The organism is Gryllotalpicola kribbensis (assembly GCF_039538245.1).
Classification (GTDB): Bacteria; Actinomycetota; Actinomycetes; order Actinomycetales; family Microbacteriaceae; genus Gryllotalpicola; species Gryllotalpicola kribbensis.
Genome location: NZ_BAABBX010000005.1, coordinates 98,485 through 116,801 on the forward strand (window position 1 = coordinate 98,485; position 18,317 = coordinate 116,801).

At 69.7% G+C, this 18,317-nt stretch carries 20 protein-coding genes and 2 riboswitches; of the genes, 10 read left to right on the forward strand and 10 right to left on the reverse strand.

The window, feature by feature from the left end:
* Positions 1-759, forward strand: a complete 759-nt coding sequence (locus ABD716_RS03740) for a class I SAM-dependent methyltransferase (RefSeq protein WP_344773936.1) — start codon at positions 1-3, stop codon at positions 757-759.
* Here ABD716_RS03740 and ABD716_RS03745 read toward each other — a convergent pair.
* Positions 728-1,726: a DMT family transporter gene (locus tag ABD716_RS03745; RefSeq protein WP_344773938.1), complete on the reverse strand. Its 999-nt coding sequence runs from the start codon at positions 1,724-1,726 to the stop codon at positions 728-730. The genes ABD716_RS03740 and ABD716_RS03745 overlap by 32 nt on opposite strands.
* A gap of 59 nt (positions 1,727-1,785) precedes the next feature.
* Here ABD716_RS03745 and ychF point away from each other — a divergent pair, with 59 nt between their 5' ends.
* Positions 1,786-2,862 carry a redox-regulated ATPase YchF gene (gene ychF, locus ABD716_RS03750; RefSeq protein ID WP_344773940.1) on the forward strand — a complete coding sequence of 359 codons (1,077 nt, stop codon included), beginning with the start codon at positions 1,786-1,788 and terminating at the stop codon, positions 2,860-2,862.
* A gap of 10 nt (positions 2,863-2,872) precedes the next feature.
* Here the strand turns inward: ychF and ABD716_RS03755 are convergent, their stop codons facing one another.
* A complete protein-coding gene (locus ABD716_RS03755; RefSeq protein WP_344773942.1) occupies positions 2,873-3,370 on the reverse strand; it encodes a GNAT family N-acetyltransferase in 498 nt (165 codons plus the stop codon).
* Between the two features lie 55 nt (positions 3,371-3,425).
* Positions 3,426-3,767, reverse strand: coding sequence for a YciI family protein (locus ABD716_RS03760; RefSeq protein ID WP_344773944.1), 342 nt, complete (start codon positions 3,765-3,767; stop codon positions 3,426-3,428).
* Positions 3,768-3,837: 70 nt separating this feature from the next.
* Here ABD716_RS03760 and ABD716_RS03765 point away from each other — a divergent pair, with 70 nt between their 5' ends.
* The 3 genes from ABD716_RS03765 to ABD716_RS03775 are packed head-to-tail and all read left to right on the forward strand — an operon-like array spanning position 3,838 to position 5,434.
* On the forward strand, positions 3,838-4,455 hold the full coding sequence (locus ABD716_RS03765) for a GNAT family N-acetyltransferase (RefSeq protein WP_344773946.1): 618 nt from the start codon (positions 3,838-3,840) through the stop codon (positions 4,453-4,455).
* Between the two features lie 44 nt (positions 4,456-4,499).
* The gene (locus ABD716_RS03770; RefSeq protein ID WP_344773948.1) at positions 4,500-4,787 is read left to right on the forward strand and encodes a DUF1905 domain-containing protein; all 288 of its coding nucleotides are present in this window, start codon (positions 4,500-4,502) and stop codon (positions 4,785-4,787) included.
* Positions 4,787-5,434, forward strand: a complete 648-nt coding sequence (locus ABD716_RS03775) for a CHAD domain-containing protein (protein ID WP_344773950.1) — start codon at positions 4,787-4,789, stop codon at positions 5,432-5,434. Before ABD716_RS03770 ends, ABD716_RS03775 begins: the two co-directional genes overlap by 1 nt.
* 10 nt (positions 5,435-5,444) lie before the next feature.
* Here ABD716_RS03775 and ABD716_RS03780 read toward each other — a convergent pair whose 3' ends face one another.
* Positions 5,445-5,939 carry a flavodoxin domain-containing protein gene (locus ABD716_RS03780; RefSeq protein ID WP_344773952.1) on the reverse strand — a complete coding sequence of 165 codons (495 nt, stop codon included), beginning with the start codon at positions 5,937-5,939 and terminating at the stop codon, positions 5,445-5,447.
* 65 nt (positions 5,940-6,004) lie between these two features.
* On the opposite strand from ABD716_RS03780, the gene ABD716_RS03785 reads away from it, so the two are divergent.
* Positions 6,005-6,871, forward strand: a complete 867-nt coding sequence (locus ABD716_RS03785; RefSeq protein WP_344773954.1) for a DUF929 family protein — start codon at positions 6,005-6,007, stop codon at positions 6,869-6,871.
* 50 nt (positions 6,872-6,921) lie between these two features.
* Entirely contained in the window at positions 6,922-7,665 is a 744-nt protein-coding gene (locus tag ABD716_RS03790) for a class I SAM-dependent methyltransferase (RefSeq protein WP_344773956.1), read from the forward strand.
* 60 nt (positions 7,666-7,725) lie between these two features.
* On the opposite strand, the gene ABD716_RS03795 is transcribed toward ABD716_RS03790, so the two are convergent.
* The 5 genes from ABD716_RS03795 to ABD716_RS03815 form a co-directional block, all read right to left on the reverse strand.
* On the reverse strand, positions 7,726-8,847 hold the full coding sequence (locus tag ABD716_RS03795) for a substrate-binding domain-containing protein (protein ID WP_344773958.1): 1,122 nt from the start codon (positions 8,845-8,847) through the stop codon (positions 7,726-7,728).
* A gap of 71 nt (positions 8,848-8,918) precedes the next feature.
* Positions 8,919-10,223, reverse strand: a complete 1,305-nt coding sequence (mmsB, locus tag ABD716_RS03800; RefSeq protein WP_344773960.1) for a multiple monosaccharide ABC transporter permease — start codon at positions 10,221-10,223, stop codon at positions 8,919-8,921.
* Positions 10,224-11,741, reverse strand: coding sequence for a multiple monosaccharide ABC transporter ATP-binding protein (gene mmsA, locus ABD716_RS03805; protein ID WP_344773962.1), 1,518 nt, complete (start codon positions 11,739-11,741; stop codon positions 10,224-10,226). It lies immediately after the preceding gene.
* A 174-nt stretch (positions 11,742-11,915) separates the two neighbouring features.
* Positions 11,916-12,944, reverse strand: a complete 1,029-nt coding sequence (locus ABD716_RS03810; protein ID WP_344773964.1) for a LacI family DNA-binding transcriptional regulator — start codon at positions 12,942-12,944, stop codon at positions 11,916-11,918.
* Between the two features lie 53 nt (positions 12,945-12,997).
* The gene (locus ABD716_RS03815) at positions 12,998-13,933 is read right to left on the reverse strand and encodes an SDR family oxidoreductase (RefSeq protein ID WP_344773966.1); all 936 of its coding nucleotides are present in this window, start codon (positions 13,931-13,933) and stop codon (positions 12,998-13,000) included.
* An 89-nt stretch (positions 13,934-14,022) separates the two neighbouring features.
* Between ABD716_RS03815 and ABD716_RS03820 the strand changes: the two genes are divergently transcribed.
* Positions 14,023-14,763: a TetR/AcrR family transcriptional regulator gene (locus tag ABD716_RS03820; RefSeq protein ID WP_344773968.1), complete on the forward strand. Its 741-nt coding sequence runs from the start codon at positions 14,023-14,025 to the stop codon at positions 14,761-14,763.
* A 9-nt stretch (positions 14,764-14,772) separates the two neighbouring features.
* On the forward strand, positions 14,773-15,363 hold the full coding sequence (locus tag ABD716_RS03825) for a DinB family protein (protein ID WP_344773970.1): 591 nt from the start codon (positions 14,773-14,775) through the stop codon (positions 15,361-15,363).
* On the opposite strand, the gene ABD716_RS03830 is transcribed toward ABD716_RS03825, so the two are convergent.
* On the reverse strand, positions 15,360-16,811 hold the full coding sequence (locus ABD716_RS03830) for a DHA2 family efflux MFS transporter permease subunit (protein WP_344773972.1): 1,452 nt from the start codon (positions 16,809-16,811) through the stop codon (positions 15,360-15,362). The genes ABD716_RS03825 and ABD716_RS03830 overlap by 4 nt on opposite strands.
* A gap of 106 nt (positions 16,812-16,917) precedes the next feature.
* A riboswitch (glycine riboswitch) is annotated at positions 16,918-17,005 on the forward strand.
* 47 nt (positions 17,006-17,052) lie between these two features.
* A riboswitch (glycine riboswitch) is annotated at positions 17,053-17,147 on the forward strand.
* A gap of 22 nt (positions 17,148-17,169) precedes the next feature.
* Here ABD716_RS03830 and gcvT point away from each other — a divergent pair.
* Complete coding sequence (gene gcvT / locus ABD716_RS03835; protein ID WP_344773974.1) at positions 17,170-18,315, forward strand: glycine cleavage system aminomethyltransferase GcvT; 1,146 nt, start codon at positions 17,170-17,172, stop codon at positions 18,313-18,315.
* Positions 18,316-18,317: the final 2 nt, after the last annotated feature.

Here is an 18,317-nt window from a genome sequence, read left to right on the forward strand (position 1 = left end):
GTGGTCAGTGACACCCCGCACACCCCAGGCAAGCAGGAGCACGCGCGCAGCTTCGACGCGGCGGCGCACGTCTACGAGGAATCCCGACCGGGCTACCCGCCCGAGATCGTCGACTGGCTCGTTCCGGCCGATGCGCGCCGCGTGCTCGACGTGGGCGCCGGCACCGGCAAGTTCACGCGCCTGCTGCAGGGCGAGGACCGCGAGGTCATCGCGGTCGATCCGAGCGCGCAGATGCTCGAGGTGCTGCGCGACAAGGTGCCCGGCATCGAGACCCTGCTCGGCACGGCCGAGCGGCTGCCGCTTCCCGACGAGAGCGTCGACGCGGTCACCGTGGCGCAGGCGTGGCACTGGGTCGACAGCGCGCGGGCCGTGCGCGAGGTCGCCCGCGTGCTCAAGCCGGGCGGTGTGCTCGGCCTGATCTGGAACAGCCGCGACGAGCGCGTCGACTGGGTGCGCGAGTTCGGCGCCGCCATGGACTCGAACGACGCCTTCGTCGCGAAGACCGCAGAGGACAACGGCGTCGGCGCCCCGTTCGAGCCGGGCGACGTGGCCGAGCTCGACTGGGTGCAGCGCATCAGCCGCGTCGGCCTGCTGGCGCTCGTGCGCTCGCGCAGCCACTTCCTCGTGAAGGACCCCGACGCGCAGGCGCGGGTGCTGCGCGATGTCGAGGCGGTGCTGGCGAGGCATCCCGAGATCGAGAAGGACGGCGCGATCGGGCTGCCGTACGTCACTCAGGCGTTCCGCTACCGGCGGGGCTGAGCCCCGCCATCGGCGTGGCGGATGCCTCGGTGCCCGCTCTCGGCAGCGTGACGCGCACCGCGAGCAGCACGCCCGCGGTGGATACCGCAAGCCCCGCGACCTCCCACCAGGTCGGCCAGGTCAGCGTCACGAGGTGCACCATCACGACGCCGGCGATCGTGCCGACGACGATCAGCTGGGCGGCGAGCGAGACAGGCAGCGCGAGTGACGCGACGTTCCAGAGCACCGTCGCCACCCACGACAGCAGGATGCCGATCGCGAGGCTCACCGCCACGAGCCACAGCCAGTCGACCGCGGTCAGCGCCGGGGCGGTGCGGTGCTGAGCGGCGGCCGCGGGAATGAGGGCGAGCGCGAGCGGCAGGCATCCGATGCCGACCGCCCCCGCCCAGTCGCGCGACGAGACGTGCGGATGCCGCTCGAGGAACGTCGCGTTCGCCTCCGCATACCAGGCCCAGCCCAGCATGCCGAGTAGCGACAGCGCCGCGCCCAGCGCGTACGCCGCGGGCCGCGCGATGTGGTGCCCCACGAACGACTCGCCCGAGAGCAGCAGGATGCCGCCGACCGTGATCGCGATCGGCGCGACCAGCCGCCGCATCGGCACCTCTCGACGCTTCAGGTTGCCCCAGATGGCGAGCGCTACGGGGAGAACCCCGTAGACGATGGCCGAGGTCGCCCCGTCGGCGAACCGCACCGACAGCAGCACGAGCACGAACTGGCCCACGTTCCCGACGGCGGCGAAGACCAGCGCGGTGGCCCACTCGCGCGGGCCCAGCGTTCGCAGCGCCCGCCATGCACGCGGCAGCAGAGCGAGCGCGATGAGGCCGAACACGGTGTAGCGCCCGACGGCGAGTGCGATCGGCGGCACGGCCGGGGGAGTGATCAGACCCACGAAGAACGCGGTGGCCCAGATGACGTTCGCCCCGATGCCGGCGAGCAGGGGCGCCGCGAGCGGGCGAGAGGCGGGCACGAGGTCAGCGTAGGTGCGCGGGGCGGGCGGTCAGGCATCCGCAAGTAAAATCAGGACACGTGGCTCTCACTATCGGAATCGTCGGTCTTCCCAACGTCGGCAAGTCGACCCTGTTCAATGCGCTGACCAAGAACGACGTGCTGGCCGCGAACTACCCGTTCGCGACGATCGAGCCGAACGTGGGCGTGGTGAACCTGCCCGACCCGCGCCTCACGAAGCTCGCCGAGGTGTTCCACTCAGAGCGCATCGTGCCCGCGACCGTGTCGTTCGTCGACATCGCCGGCATCGTGAAGGGCGCGAGCGAGGGTGAGGGGCTCGGCAACCAGTTCCTCGCCAACATCCGCGAGGCCGACGCGATCGCGCAGGTCGTGCGCGGCTTCACCGACGACGACGTCGTGCACGTCGCGGGCGCCGTCGACCCGCGCGGCGACCTCGACACGATCAACACCGAGCTGATCCTCGCTGACCTGCAGACCCTCGAGAAGGCGCAGCCGCGCATCGAGAAAGAGGTGCGGGGGAAGAAGACCGACCCGGCGGTGCTCGCCGCGGTGAACGACGCGATCGCGGCGCTCTCCGAGGGCAAGGTCCTCTCGCACGCGCCCGGCATCGATCTCGCCGCGCTGCGCGAGTTCGGCCTGCTGACCGCGAAGCCGGTCATCTACGTCTTCAATGTCGACGAGAGCGTGCTGACGGATGCCTCGCGCAAGGCCGCACTCGAAGAGCTGGTCGCCCCGGCCAAGGCCGTGTTCCTCGACGCGAAGATCGAGTCCGAGCTGATCGACCTTCCCGAGGACGAGGCGCTGGAGCTGCTCCAGTCCACCGGGCAAGAGGAGTCCGGCCTCGACCAGCTCGCGCGCGTGGGCTTCGACACGCTGGGCCTGCAGACCTATCTCACCGCCGGGCCGAAGGAAGCGCGTGCGTGGACGATCCCCAAGGGGGCGAAGGCGCCGCAGGCCGCCGGCGTGATCCACACCGACTTCGAGAAGGGCTTCATCAAGGCCGAGGTGATCTCGTTCGAGGACCTCGTCTCGCTCGGCTCGGTCGCCGAGGCGCGCGCCCACGGGAAGGCGCGCCTGGAGGGCAAGGACTACGTGATGCAGGACGGCGACGTCGTGGAGTTCCGCTTCAACGTGTGACCCTGGTCATTCACACGGCGAGCCGCATGCAGACGAGGCGCGGTCGTGCGTCCCACGAGGGGACCTGCTCGAACCCGCGTGACGCGTAGAGGCGGATCACGTCTTGGCGCCAATCCCAGACCGTGAGCGTCACCGCCGCAGCGCCGGCTTCGCTGATCGCGGCGTCGAGCAGGGCCGAGCCGACCCCACGGCCTCGCAGAGCCGGCGAGGCCCAGAGCCGCTTGATCTCAACCGACTCCGCCCCCGGTTTCAGCACGACGACACCTACTACGTGGGCATCGAGGTCTGCGACGAGGACACGGCAGCCTGCGAAGGTGCCAAGCGGATCCCGGACTTCGGCGCGGTACCTCTCGGGAAGCTCGCCCGAGGGCGGCAGCTGCCCGCCGGCATCGTGCACCGCCTTCTCCTCTTCCGTCTGGAGGAGGTACGCGTGAAGGGCGGCGCCGATCTCTGCGGCATCGTCAGGGCTGGCCTTGCGGATGCGCGGCGTGGGCGGCGCGACGGGCATAGGCTCGAGTCTTCCAGGCGGTGTCGGCTGTTGGCCGCGCGGCCGGCGGACGCCGTCACACCAGCGGGTCGTACTGGAACTCGCGCAGTTCCTGAGTGCACCGGCACGCGGCCGCCGTCTTGGCCGCCCAGCGCACGGCGTCCTCGCGTGATGCGGCCTCGATGACCGTGAAGCCGCCGTCGAGCAGCGCCGTCTCGGGGTAGGTGCCCTCGCTGACGGTCTCGTCGGCGGCGACCAGCACCGGCGGCACGCTCTCGTCGATGCCGCCGCCGAAGACGTACACGCCGGCGTCCCTCATCTCGCGAATCACCGCATGCGCGGCATCCGCCACCTCATGCAGCTCCCCGAGGGGCACCTGCATCGCAGCACTCGGGAACGAGATCAGATACTTCGTCATGCCGCGAAGCCCAGCACCGCAGCACGGCGGCGTCAACGGCCGTTGCGGGCGAAGTCGCTAGGGTGCCGACATGACCGTCGAGCATCGCAGCAGCAAGGCGCCCCATTGGGAGCGGCCCGAGCAGGCATCCGCCTATGGCAAGCGCGCCCTCACCGGTGAGATCGTCCGCCTGCGCGCCGCCGAGGACGACGACCTCGACACGCTCGCCGCGTGGTACCGCGACCCCGAGTACACGGTGCTGCAGAGCACCGTCTATCAGATCACCTCGCAGGCCGAGACGCGCGAGCACATGCGCAAGTGGTTCGACAACACCGCGGCGACGGGCGGGGGCAACTTCGTGATCGAGACGCTTGCCGACAGCACGGTCGTCGGCGCTGTGAACATCTGGGGCGGTTCGCTGCCGCTGCGCACGGCCACGCTCGCCATCCAGGTGGGCGGGGACTTCGTCGGCAGGGGATTCGGCACCGACGCCCTGCGCATCGCCGTCGACTTCTCGTTCCGCGAGCTCGGGCTCAATCGCCTGCAGCTGAATGTCGCGGCGTTCAACCCTCGTGCCATCCGCGCCTACGAGAAGGCCGGATTCGTCGTCGAGGGCAGGCGGCGCCAGGCCACGTTCCACGACGGCTGCTTCCACGACGAGCTGATCATGGCGATCCTCTTCGAGGACTGGGCCGCGCGCGGCGCCTGACGCTTTCCGCCGTGCAGGCGCCTGGAATGTCCTAGATTCGGCGCATGGAACTCCGCTTCCGCGGCGAGATGATCTACTGGCGCGGCCCGTCGCCGTTCACCTTCGTGCGCGTTCCCGAGGCCGAGAGCGACGACATCGCCGAGATCGCGTCGATGGTGACGTACGGCTGGGGCGCGATTCCCGTCAACGCGCGCATCGGGAAGACGGATTTCTACACCGCGCTCTTCCCGAAGGACGGGGTCTACCTGCTGCCGGTGCGCGTCGCCGTGCGGCGGGCCGAGGGGGTCGACGTCGGCGACCTGGTCGACGTCGAGCTGGAGGTGGGCCGCTGATGGTCGAGGATTGGCTGGGCGACGCCGTCGATTCGCTGATCGGCCTCGGCAGCGCCGTGCGTCGCGACGAGCCGGATTCGGTGCACAAGGCGCGCACCGTGACGAGGCGGCTGCGCGTCGTGCTCGCGCTCGTGCCGGGCGAGACCGCGGCAGAGGCGCGACGCGAGCTGAAGCGCTATGGCGCGGTGCTCGGGGCGGCGCGCGATCTCGAGGTGCGCGCCGAGCTGGCCGGCGAGCTGCTCGCCGAGCTCGGCGACGACGACGAGGGGGATGCCGCGCACGACCGGCTCATCCGCGCGGCTCGGGACGAGTACCTGCACCTGCACGAGGCCGTCGTCGAGTACCTCGACAGCCGCGCGTACCGCCGACTCGTCCGGCTGCTGGAAGACGTCGCCGCAGACGCGGACGACCTCGATGAGCTCGCCGTGCAGCACGAGGCGCGCAAGCACGCTCGGGCGCTGCGCTACCTCGCCGAGGCGCTCGGCGACGCCGAGACCGCGAAGACCGGCTCGCGCCTGCAGGACGCCTTCGGAGAGCGGCGCGACTACGAGCTGCTCGCGCGCTCACTCGAGGGCGAGGGCGACGAGTCGCTCGCCGCGGTGCGCGAGGCGGCGCGGAAGCGCAGCCGGGCATCCTTCGACCGCTGAGGCCCCGCGCTCAGGCGGCGAGCTCGTGTGCGACCTTCGCCGCCCAACGCTCGACCGCAGCGCGATCGCGGAAATCGCCCGCGTTCTTCTTCGCGACGGCCCCCGCGAGCCAGCCAGACGGATGCTCGTCGAGACGACCGCCGAACGTCGTGATGCCCCGGGCGTGCACCTCGTCGGCCGCTCGCCGCAGCCCGGGGGCGATCGCCGCCGGGTGCGCGGCCGTGAGCGTCGTGAGGGGGCCGGATGCCACGAGCCACACCGGCTTGTCGACCCACTGCCGCGCGACGCGGTGCACGAGGCGTCGGGCGTCGGGGTGCCACCGCTGCTCATAGACCGAGCCCGCGATGACGGCTGCGTCGAACTCCTCGAGATCGGCGCCGCCCGCGAGGCTCGCCGGCTCGAGCCCGACCTGCAGGCCCGCCGAGGTGAGCGCGAGCGCGATCCACTCGGCGATGCCGGTCGTGCCGCCGCGCCGTGATGCGTATGCAACCAGAACGCTTGTCATGCGAGGAAGCCAACACCGGGTGCGACCTCGCCGCATGGGCCGATCGTCCCGGGCATACTGATCGGGTGGCCCGGCCCCTGCGCAACCGCGCGTCTCTGCAGATCATCGTCGGCGTCGTCGTGCTCGTGGTCGCGGCGGCCGTCGTGCTCGGGGCGCTGCAGGGCGCGCGCTCGCGCGCCGGCGGCGACGGCGGAAACGGCGATGGCGGCGGCACCGCGGCGCCCACGGCGACCGCGACACCGGCCCCCGCAGACGTCTCGCGCGCGGTCGCCTCGGTGCCGGCATCCGTCTTCGACGCGGTGGGAATCGGGACGACGAAGCTCGCGCCGGCCAAGATCGACGCGCCGGCGCTGACCGCCGACGGCAAGCCGCAGGTGCTCTATGTCGGCGGCGAGTTCTGCCCCTATTGCGCCGCGCAGCGCTGGCCGCTCGCGGTCGCTCTCGCCCGGTTCGGCACGTTCGAGGACCTCGGTGAGACGACCTCGGCGCCCTCGCCGGAGGTGTACCCCGGCACGGCGACCCTGAGCTTCCACGGCACGAGCTTCACGAGCGATTACCTGGAGTTCACCGCGAAGGAGATCTACGACCGCGACCACCAGCCGCTCGACACGCTGACGGATGCCGAGCAGAAGGTCCTGTCGACGTACGACGCGCCGCCGTACACACAGACCTCGGGGTCGATTCCGTTCATCGACTTCGGCGGCGGCCGCGTGATCGCCGGCGCGCAGTACGATCCCGCTGTTCTCACGGGCTCATCGCACGCGCAGATCGCCGCCGCGCTCAGCCGGCCGAGCTCACCCATCGCGCAGGCGGTCATCGGCTCCGCGAACGTGCTGACCGCGGCGATCTGCGAGCAGACGAAGGGTCAGCCCGCGACCGTGTGCCGGTCGAAGGGCGTGACGACCGCGGCCGCGGCCATGGGCACGAAGTAGCCGCGGCCTCGACGTGGCCCCGCGCCGCCGTTTTCGATAACGTCGATGGCGTGCCCGACGACATAGACGGCTATGACAGATCCCGCCTCGCTGCACTGTACGACCCGCTCGACCCCGACCGCTCCGACCTCGACGTCTACGTCGACCTCGTCGGCGAACTGGGGGCCAGGCGGCTGATCGACCTCGGCTGCGGGACCGGCACCTTCGCCCTCATGCTGGCCGGCCGCGGCATCCGCGTCACGGCGGTCGACCCCGACGAGGACGCGGTCGACGTCGCCCGCCACAAAGAGGGGGCCGACGCGGTCGAGTGGATCGTCGGCGACGCCGCCGACCTGCCGGCCATGTCGGCGAATCTGGTCACCATGACCGCGAACGTCGCCCAGCATTTCCTGACGGATGCCGAGTGGGATGCCGCGCTCGCATCGATCCGCGAGGCGCTGCTGCCCGGCGGCTATCTCGTCTTCGAATCACGGCGCCCCGAGGCGCGCGCGTGGGACGGGTGGACCCCCGAGCGCACCAGGGTCGAGGCCGACGTCGAGGACATCGGCCACGTCGAGTCCTGGCAGGAGGTGCTCGACGTCACGGGCCACACCGTGACCTTCCGCACCTCGAACGCCTTCGATGACGGCACCGTCATCGAGGTCGACACGACGCTGTGCTTCCGCACCGAGCAGGAGCTGCGCGTGTCGCTCGCCGCCGCCGGCTTCGAGACGCTCGAGGTGCGCGAGGCCCCCGACCGCCCGGGGCGGGAGTTCGTCTTCATCGCCCGCGCGGCCGACGAGTCCGACTACTGAGCCCACGAAGAACGGCCCCGGAGCGTGCGCTCCGGGGCCGTTCGCGAATCGCTGGGGCGACTACTTGCTGTCGGTCGCCAGCTTCTCGAGGGTGGGGTTGTTCTTGTACGCCTCGACCGCGTTCTCCTTGGTCACGAGGACCGGGTTCAGCTCGATCGACGGGACGATGAACGCGCCGTTGTCGTTGTTCTTGTCGTTGTCGACGGTCTTCGGCTTCTCGCCCTTGCTGAGCGTGGTCACGAGGTCGATCGCGGCCTGCGCCTCAAGGTTGGTGTCCTTGTAGATCGTCGAGTACTGGGTGCCGTTCATGATGAGCGGGATCGAGTCGGTCTCCGAGTCCTGACCGGTGACGACCGGGTTGGGCAGCCCAGCGGACTTCGTGGCCTGCAGGATGGCGCGGGCCAGGGTGTCGTTGGGGGAGAGGACGCCGTCGAGCTTGGTGCCCTTGGCGTAGTTGCCCGTGATGAGGTCGGTCATGCGCTTCTGCGCGTTCTGCGCGAGCCAGCCCTGGGTGACGACCTTCTGGAAGTCGGTCTGGCCCGAGACGACCTTGAGGGTGCCGTCGTCGATCTTCGGCTGCAGAACGCTGATGGCGCCGTCGAAGAAGACCTTCGCGTTGGCGTCGTCGGGCGAACCGGCGAAGAGCTCGATGTTGTAGGGGCCGGAGCCCTTCTGCTTCTTCAGGCCGTCGAGCAGGGCCTGGGCCTGCAGCTCACCGACGTGGAAGTTGTTGAACGCGACGTAGTAGTCGACGTTCTTGGTGTTCAGGATGTTGCGGTCCCAGGCGATGACGATCGCGCCGTCCTTCTTCGCGGTGGCGACCTGCGTGCCCAGCTGCGAGCCGTCGGCCGCGCCGATGATGACGACCTTGGCACCCTTGGTCAGCATCGAGTTGATCTCCGACTGCTGGCTCGGAACCGGGCTCGACGCGTCTGCGTACTGGATGTCGGCCTTGAAGCCGGCCTTCTCGATCGAGTTCTTGAAGTCCTGACCCGCGAGCACCCAGTTCTGGGAGGTCTTGGCGGGCAGGGCGACGCCGATCAGCGAGCCCTTCGGGACCGATGACGACGAGCTGCCGCTGTCGCCCGAGCCGCTCGTGGTGCGGCCCGTCGAGCAGCCGCTCAGCGTCAGCGCTGCGGCCGCCGCGACGGCGGCGATGCCGACGATGTACTTCTTCTGCATGTGATTGCCTTTTCTTCTCTTCTTCGAGCGTGGGCGGCGGTGTGCACCGCCCGGATTTCTACCTGCTCCGCTTAGGGCAGGGAGACTGTGGACTGGTCGTCGATCGACTTCGGCGGCGTGACGGCGTCGGCCGGGGCATCCGCATTGCCCTTGCCGCGACCCCCGGTCGCGCCGCGCAGCAGGCGGCCGGTCAGCGACGGGCGGCCCTGCGTCTTGGAGTAGACGTCGAACGCGACCGCGAGCAGCAGCACGAGACCGCGGATGATCTGCTGCAGGTTCGACTCCGCGCCGACCAGCTGCAGGCCGTTCTGCAGGAGCGCCATGACGAGCGCACCCACGATCGAGCCCGCGACGGTTCCGATGCCGCCCGAGACCGCGGCGCCACCGACGAAGACCGCCGCGATGGCGTCGAGCTCCCAGCCGGTGCCGTCGGCGGGGCCCGAGGCGCCGGCGTAGCCGACGTAGACCATGCCCGCGATCGCCGCGAGGACCGACATGTTCGCCATGACGAAGAAGTTGACCTTGCGGATGTTGACGCCCGAGAGCGCCGCGGCGTTGGCGTTGCCGCCGACCGCGTAGACCTGGCGGCCGAAGATCGTGTTCCGGGTGAGGAAGCCGTAGAGGATGGTCAGGATGCCGGCGATGATCGCCACGACCGGGAAGCTGGTGCCGGCCGAGCCCGCGGCGAACAGGTACGTGCCGAACAGGGTGATCGCGACCAGGATGCCGGTGCGCACGATGCTGACCCACAGGGGGATGACCTCGGCGCCCATCTTGCGGCGCTTGGCGCGGCCCCGCGCCTCGATCCAGATGAGGGCGGCCACGGTGATCAGGCCGAGCAGCAGGGTGCCGTTGCTGAAGCCGGTGTTCGGCCCGAAGTCGGGAATGAAACCGCCGCCGATGACCTGGTAGGAGCTCGGCACGCTGACCGAGGTCGAGCTGCCGATCCACTGGTTCGCACCGCGGAAGATCAGCTGGCCGGCCAGCGTCACGATGAACGCCGGGACGCGCACGTAGGCGACCCAGAAGCCCTGCCAGGCGCCGACGAGGGCGCCGACGACGAGGCCGAGGATGATCGCCTCCCACCACGACCAGTGCCACTGGCTCATCGCCTGCGCGACGATGATGCCGACGAAGGCGGCGACCGATCCGACCGACAGGTCGATGTGGCCGGCGATGATCACCATCACCATGCCGAGCGCCAGGATCAGGATGTAGGAGTACTGCTGGAAGACGTTGATCACGTTCGTCGGGTTGAGCGTGAGTCCGTGGGTCCAGGCCTCGAAGATGATGACGATCGCGATGAGCGCGATGATCATGCCGTACTGGCCCGCGCTCGAGCTGCGGCCGCCGAAGAGCTGACGGAGGGGGTTCATCTAGATCAGTGCATCCTTCTTGACGCTGGTCATGCTGCGCATGAGGGTTTCGGGGGTCGCCTCGGCGACCGGGAATTCATCGGTGATGGCGCCCTCGAAGATCGTGTAGATCCGGTCGGAGAGGCCGAGGAGCTCGGGCAGCTCGGACGAGATCAGGATCACGCCCTTGCCCTGGTCGGCGAGCTGCTGGATGATTCGGTAGATCTCGAACTTCGCGCCGACGTCGATGCCGCGCGTGGGCTCGTCGAGGATGAGCAGGTCGGGGTCCGTGAACATCCACTTCGAGAGCACGACCTTCTGCTGGTTGCCGCCCGAGAGCTTCGAGACGCCCTCTTCGACGGTCGGCACCTTGGTGCGCAGCAGCTTGCGGTACTGCTCGGCGACGTCGTACTCCTTCAGCGAGTCGACGACGCCGCCGGTCGAGATCTTCTGCAGGTCGGCGGCGACCGTCGAGCGCTTCACCGAGTCGAGCAGGTTGAGCCCGAGGGCCTTGCGGTCCTCGCTGACGTAGCCGATGCCGGCCTCGATCGCCTGGCGGACCGTGTTGACCTTGATCTCGCGGCCGTCCTTGAAGACCTGGCCGCTGAGCCAGGTGCCGTAGCTGCGGCCGAAGAGGCTCATGGCGAGCTCGGTGCGGCCGGCGCCCATGAGGCCCGCGAAGCCGACGATCTCGCCGCGGCGCACCGTGAAGCTCTCGTTCTTGCAGACGAGGCGCGACGAGTCGAGCGGATGCTGCACCGTCCAGTTCTTCACCTCGAAGAACACGTCGCCGATGTGGGGCGTGCGGTCGGGGAAGCGGCTCTCGAGGGAGCGGCCGACCATGCCGCGGATGATGCGGTCCTCGTCGACGCCCGTGTGCACGTCGAGGGTCTCGATCGTGCGGCCGTCGCGGATGATGGTGATGTCGTCGGCGACCTGCTCGATCTCGTTCAGCTTGTGGCTGATCATGATCGAGGTGACGCCGCGGGCCTTGAGGCCCACGATGAGGCTCAGCAGGTGCTGCGAGTCGGTCTCGTTGAGCGCCGCGGTGGGCTCGTCGAGGATCAGCAGCTTGACGTTCTTGTGCAGCGCCTTCGCGATCTCGACGAGCTGCTGCTTGCCGACGCCGAGGTTCTTGATCTGCGTGTCGGGATCTTCGTCGAGGCCGACGCGGGCGAGCAGCTCGCGTGCGCGGATCTGCGCCTCGGTCCAGTCGATGACGCCGCGCTTGCCGATCTCGCTGCCGAGGAACAGGTTCTCGGTGATCGAGAGCTCGGGGATGAGCGCCAGCTCCTGGTGGATGATGACGATGCCGGCTTCTTCGGACTGCTTGATGTTCGAGAACTGCACGACCTCGCCCTGATAGACGATGTCGCCGCTGTAGGTGCCATACGGGTACACGCCCGACAGCACTTTCATCAGCGTCGACTTGCCGGCGCCGTTCTCGCCGCAGATCGCGTGGATCTCGCCGGCCTTGACGGTCATGCTGACCTCGGAGAGCGCCTTGACGCCCGGGAATTCCTTGGTGATGGAGCGCATCTCCAAGATGGTGTGATTGCTCACCTGTTCTCTTCACTCCTCGTCGGTGCATCCGCGACGGGGAGCACTGAGACTCCGTCGTCAGGGAATGACGGCCTCATGTGAACGATCACATCTGAGGCCGAAGCAGATCATAAGCCGACCTCGCTGGGAGTTGTCAAACCGGGGTGCGTTCTAGGCGCGACGCGCCGGCCCGCTCGACCGGCGCACGACGAGATGCGGCTGCACGTCGACCGTGTCGTCGTCGCGCCCCTGCAGCAGCATCTGCACGCAGCGCCTGCCGAGCTCGGCGAAGTCCTGGTGAACCGTCGTGAGGGGCGGCCAGAAGTGCTCGGCCGAGGGGATGTCGTCGAAGCCGATCACGCTGATGTCCTCGGGAACCCGCACCCCGAGCGAATGCGCCGCGTGCAGCACCCCGAGCGCCATCTCGTCGTTCGAGCAGAAGAACGCCGTGGCGTCGTTCGCCATGATGAGCTGCCGCCCGGCGAAGTAGCCGAACTCAGCCGTCCAGTCGCCGCGGATCGGCGGCAGGGTCGGCAGCTCGCGGTCGGAGAGCTCGAGGAGGTAGCCCTGCATGCGGGCATCCGCCTCGATCCAGTCCTGCGGGCCCGCGAGGTGGCGGATGTACTGGTGACCCAGCTCCGCGAGGTGCGCCGTCGCGGCGCGAGCCCCGGCGGCCTGGTCGACCCAGAGCGCCCGCGGGTCGCCGTCGAGGCCCGAGCGCAGCGTGACCATCGGCGGCAGATCGGCGAGCGTCGCGAGTGTCTCGAAGACGCGCTGCTGCGGGGCGATGACCACGAGCCCCTCGACATCCTGCTCGATCATGCGATCGACGGCCGCGACGATCGCCTCCTCGTCGATGCGGGTGAGGTGCGCGGTGTTCACGTAGAAACCCTCGGCGGCGGCCGCCGCCTCGATCGCCTGCACGGTGAGCGCCGGGCCGTAGGTGGCGCGGATGGAGGCGAGCACCCCGATGGTGCGGGAGCGGCTCGTCTTGAGGGCACGGGCGGCCCGGTTCGGGCGGTAGTGCAGCTCCTCCATCGCGGCGAGAACGCGATCGCGCGTCTCGGGCCGAAGGGCCTCGGAGTTGTTCAGCACCCGCGACACCGTCTGATACGAGACCCCCGCCAGCCGCGCCACGTCCCGCATGTTGGGGGCCCGCGTGCGCGGGGAGTCCGTGCGCGCGGAGTCGGGGGAGCTCATCTGTGCCTCTCATTGGGGATGTGTTCGTTCACATCACCGCGGAGACATTATGCCTAAGCCGGCGATGCCTCCCGAGTGAGGGTCGTCCCGGTGAGCTCTTCTGCGGCTCGCCACAGGCGCTGCGCGACCTCGAGTGAGCGAGCGCTGCGCGGGATGCCGGCGCGATGGGTCGGGCCCACGAGGCCGAGGCGCCCGCCGGGGCCGTAGTAGGCGCCTTGCTCGGCATCGGGCGACGTCGCGGCGAAGAGCAGCGGCTCGGCGCCCGGTTCAACGCCCTGGGAGGGAAGCAGGGTGCGGCGGATCGGCGGAAGCTGCTCGCTGTCGGCGCGCCCCAGGTTGCGCCCGGCCGTCTGCAGGTTCGTGCGCGTGTACCCGGGGTGGGCGGCGGTGCTGAGCAGGTCCCAGCCGCGTTGCTCGGCGATCACCGCCAGCTGGCGGGCGAGCAGCAGGTCGGCGAGCTTGGACTGGGCGTAGGCGCGCTGCGGTGAGAAGCGCCGTCGGGTCCAGTTCAGATCGTCGAACCGGATGCGCCCGAAGTTCGCGGTGCCGCTGGACATCGTCGCAACGCGCGCGCCCGGCGTGCGCAGGAGTGTCGGCAGAAGCAGGTTCGTCAGGGCGAAGGGCCCGAGGAAGTTGGTTCCGAACTGGAGCTCGAAGCCGTCCACGGTCTCGATCCGGTGCGGGGGCACCATCACACCGGCGTTGTTGACGAGGGCGTGCAGTGGCTCGCGGTCGTCGACGACGGATGACGCGAATTCGCGCACCGAGCCGAGGTCCGCGAGGTCGAGACGTCGCACCTCGATGCGCGCAGCGGGCGCCTCGGCCAGGATCGCGGACCTGGCCTGCTCGCCCTTCTCCGGTGTGCGCACGGCCATCACGACGTCGGCGCCCGCGAGGGCCAGTCGCCTGGCGGCCTCGCGCCCGGTGCCGCTGTTCGAACCGGTGACGATGAAACGCCGCCCGTGCTGTGGGGGCAGGTCGTAGTACATGGGATGCTCCTCGGGAGAGATAATAGAACTGGTGGTCTGTTGGTCTTGAGAGTAACAGACCGATGGTCTGTTAAGCCAGAGGAGGATGAATGACGACCGAGTTCGCCCGCGCCCGGAGCGCGGAGCAGCGCGCGGCCCGTCGCAGCGCGATCCTGCACACCGCCGCCCAGGAGCTCGGCGGCGGAACTCGCGTCGCCGACCTCAGCCTCAACGAGCTCGCGCGGCGCGTCGGCCTCGCCAAGTCCAACGTGCTGCGCTACTTCGAGACGCGCGAGGCGGTGCTGCTCAGCTTGCTCGACGAGGTCTACGGCGAGTGGCTCGATGCGCTCGAAGGCGAGCTGGGGGCCGGCGGGTCTGCGGGCGGCTCCGGCCGGCCCCCCTCGGCGGCGCCGGCCGTGGTCGAGCGCATCGCCGATGCGATCGCGCGCACGGTGGCCGAGCGCCCCGTCCTCGCAGAGCTGGTGGCGAATTCGACGACGGTCCTCGAGCACAATGTCTCGGCGCAGATCGCAGCCGACTACAAGCGCCGCGCGTTCGCGCAGGCCATGCGACTCGTGCAGATCGTCGAGCGACAGCTCGGGGAGCTTCCGGACGCGAGCCGACTCGTGCTCGCGGCATCCGTCAACCTGGTCATCGGCGGGGCGTGGGGCATGTGCCGCCCCTCGCCGGGCATGGCACGTGCCTACGAGCAGCACCCCGAGCTCGCCGCGATGCGCCTCGACTACCGGCAGAGCCTGCATGAGCTCGTCGCGACGACGCTGGCCGGGCTGCTCTCGCGGCCGGCATCCGAGCAGCTGCTCTCGGTGGTGGATGTCGGAGGCAGGCCGTAGCGTCGAGCCATGACGGTTCCCGACGACGAGAAGACCGTGCTCAAGCGCTATCTGCAGCGTCAGCGCGACGCGCTGCTGTGGAAGCTCGACGGGCTGAGCGAGCGGCAGGCCAGGTGGCCTGTCACGCCGACGGGCACCAATCTGCTCGGCCTCGTGAAGCATGTCGCCCACATGGACTACGGCTACTTCGGCGAGGTCTTCGATCGGCCTGCGAGCGACCCGCTGCTGCTCGACCTCGACGCTGCCGACGACAACGACGATCTGTGGGCGCGAGCCGACGAGCCCATGGGCGAGGTGATCGCGTTCTACCGGCGCGCCTGGGCACACGCCGACGCCACGATCGACGCCCTGCCGCTCGACGCGCGCGGCACGGTTCCGTGGTGGCCGGAAGAACGCAGGCACCCGACGCTGCACACGGTCCTCGTTCACCAGGGCCACGAGTCGGCCCGGCACGCAGGGCATGCCGACATCGTGCGCGAGCTGCTCGACGGCGCGGCAGGCATGAACCCCGAGTTCCCCAACCTTCCCGAGCGCGACGAGGCCTGGTGGGGCGACTACCGGGCCAAGCTGCAGCGCATCGCCGAGCGGTTCCCCGCCTAGGGCTCCGCGGTCTCGGGCGGCCGCCGCACGAAGAACGCGCCGACGATCGCGCCGAGCGACACGATCGCGCCGATGAGGAATGCCGCACGCACGCCCGACGCCTGTGCCGGCAGCTCGGCCACGCCGCGTGTCGTCGCAGCCAGCGTCACTGCCGCGAGGATCGTCACGAACACCGCGGTGCCGACGGCGCCCGCCACCTGCTGCACGGTGCCCACGATGGCGCTCGCATGCGAGTAGAACTGCTTGGTCACCGAGCCGAGCGCCGCAGTGAACAGCGGCGTGAACATGAGCGCGAGCCCGAAGCTCAGCACGATGTGCGCCGCGAGGACGACCCAGATCGACGCGTGATCGCTCGAGAACAGGGCGAGGAACCACAGGTCGGCCGAGACGATCACGGCGCCAGGCACGAGCAGCACCGTCGGACCCCGTCGGTCGTAGACCCGGCCGACGGCCGGGGCGAACAGCCCCATCACGAGACCGCCGGGAAGCAGCAGCAGCCCTGCGAGCAGCGAGCTGATGCCGAGCACCGTCTGCATGTAGATCGGCAGCACGATGATCGTGCCGAAGAGCGCGACCATCATGATCACCATCACGACGACCGAGATCGTGAAGTTCCGCACGAGGAACGGCCGCAGATCGAGCAGTGCGCGCTCGCGTCGGGCGAGCCGGCGCTGCCTGAGGACGAAGAGCGTGAGCGCGATCGCACCGACGGCGAGCGCGGCGACCATGACCCACATCGCCCGGCCGCCGCCCGAGGCATCCGTCGCCCCGCCGATCTGCGCGAGGCCGAAGACCAGGCCGCCGAAGCCGAGCGCGGCGAGCGGGATCGAGAGCGCGTCGAGCGGCGCCCGCGTGGGCGGGCTCACGTTCTCGACGCTCAGGATTCCGATCACGAGCATGGCGACGGCGATGGGAAGCACGATGATGAACATCCACCGCCAGGACAGCGAGTTGAGCACCAGCCCCGAGATCGTCGGCCCGATCGCGGGCGCCACCGAGATCACGGTCGACACCCGGCCCATCAGACGCCCGCGCTCGTGGGGCGGCACGAGCTCCATGATGGTCGTCATGAGCAGCGGCATCATGATCGCCGTGCCGCACGCCTGTATCACTCGCGCCACGAGCAGGATCGTGAACCCGGGGGCGACGGCTGCGAGCAGCGTGCCGGCCGAGAAGAAGCTCATGGCGAGGATGAACGCCGGGCGCGTTTCGAGCCGCTGCAGCAGCCAGCCCGTGACGGGGATCACGACCGCCATCGTCAGCATGAACACCGTCGTGAGCCACTGCGCGAGCTCGACGGAGATGCGCAGATCGACGACGAGATGCGGGATCGCGACGCCCATGATCGTCTCGTTGAGGATCACGACGAAGGTCGCGCCGAGCAGCAGCCAGATGACTCGGCTCGCGCGCGCGTCGAGGGTCGCCGGAGCCTGGTCGGTGAGCGTCATTCCCCCAGGGTAGAGACGACCGGCGACATCGGGGGCGGTGCAGTGGGGAAGGCCCCGCCGTTCCGGTACGCTGGGGCGCAGCACCACCAACCGAATATCGGGCCGACAGGCCGCCGCGGGAGAGCTGCCCGGCGCAGCACCGAAGGAGCAATCCTCCCCGACAATCTCTCAGGTACACGTACCGCGGCAGGCTGGCCACTCTGAAGAGTGGAATTGCGGAGCAATTCCGGGTCGAGTAGCGCGACGCGCGTATCGAGACCCGGGCCGCTGATTCCCGCCGATGGTGAAAGCGCCGCGTGGTGCGAATCTCTCAGGCACAGAGACAGAGGGGGAGTTCGTTCCTTTCCTAGGAGAACTCTTGTCTGATCGTGTCTCACCGCTGGCCGAGGTGCATGCGGCGGCCGGTGCCCAGTTCACCGACTTCGCCGGCTGGCAGATGCCCGTGCGCTACTCGAGCGACCTCGCCGAGCACAAGGCGGTGCGCGAAGCCGCCGGCATCTTCGATCTCTCCCACATGGGCGAGATCGTCCTCGTCGGCGACGAGGCCGGCGCGGCGCTCGACTACGCGGTGTCGGGGCGGATGTCCGCCCTGCAGCCCGGGCAGGCGAAATACACGCTGCTGCTGAACGCCGACGGCGGCGTCATCGACGACCTGATCGTCTATCGCACAGGCGACGACCGCTTCCTGGTGGTCGCCAACGCGGCCAACGCCGACGTCGTCGCCGACACGCTGCGCGAGCGCGCCTCCGGTTTCGCCACGCAGGTGTTCGACGAGAGCGCCGACGTCGCGCTGATCGCGGTGCAGGGCCCGCGCGCGCTCGAGATCGTGCTGGCCACAGAAGGCTTCGCCATCGAGGGCGGGCACCCCGACGGCGAGGACGTTCCCGCGGCCCTCGGCGGGCTGCGCTACTACCGCGCTCTCGCCGGAATGTTCCGCGAGCGGCCGCTGCTGTTCGCGCGCACCGGCTACACCGGCGAAGACGGCTTCGAGCTGTTCTGCGCGCCCGACTTCGCACGCGAGCTGTGGGAGGCGCTCGTCGAGGCGGGAACGCCGTTCGGCCTGCTGCCTGCGGGCCTCGCCGCGCGCGACACCCTGCGACTCGAGGCCGGCATGCCGCTCTACGGGCACGAGCTCGGTGCCGGCACCCTGCCTGCGCAGGCCGGCCTCGGCCGGGTCGTCGACCTCGGCAAAGAGAGCGACTTCGTCGGACGTGCGGCGAGCGAGCAGGGCCCGGGGGCGGATGCCCGCGTGCTCGTCGGCCTCGCCGGGGACGGCCGCCGCGCCGCGCGCGCCGACTACGCGGTCTTCACCGCCGACGGCGACACCGAGATCGGCGTCGTGACCTCCGGCGCGCTGTCGCCCACGCTCGGGCATCCCATCGCCCTCGCCTATATCGACCCCGCATATCGCGAGCCGGGCACCCGGCTCACCATCGATGTGCGCGGCACCAAGCTTCCCTACACCGTCACCGACGTGCCCTTTTACAAGCGAAAGAAGAGCTGACC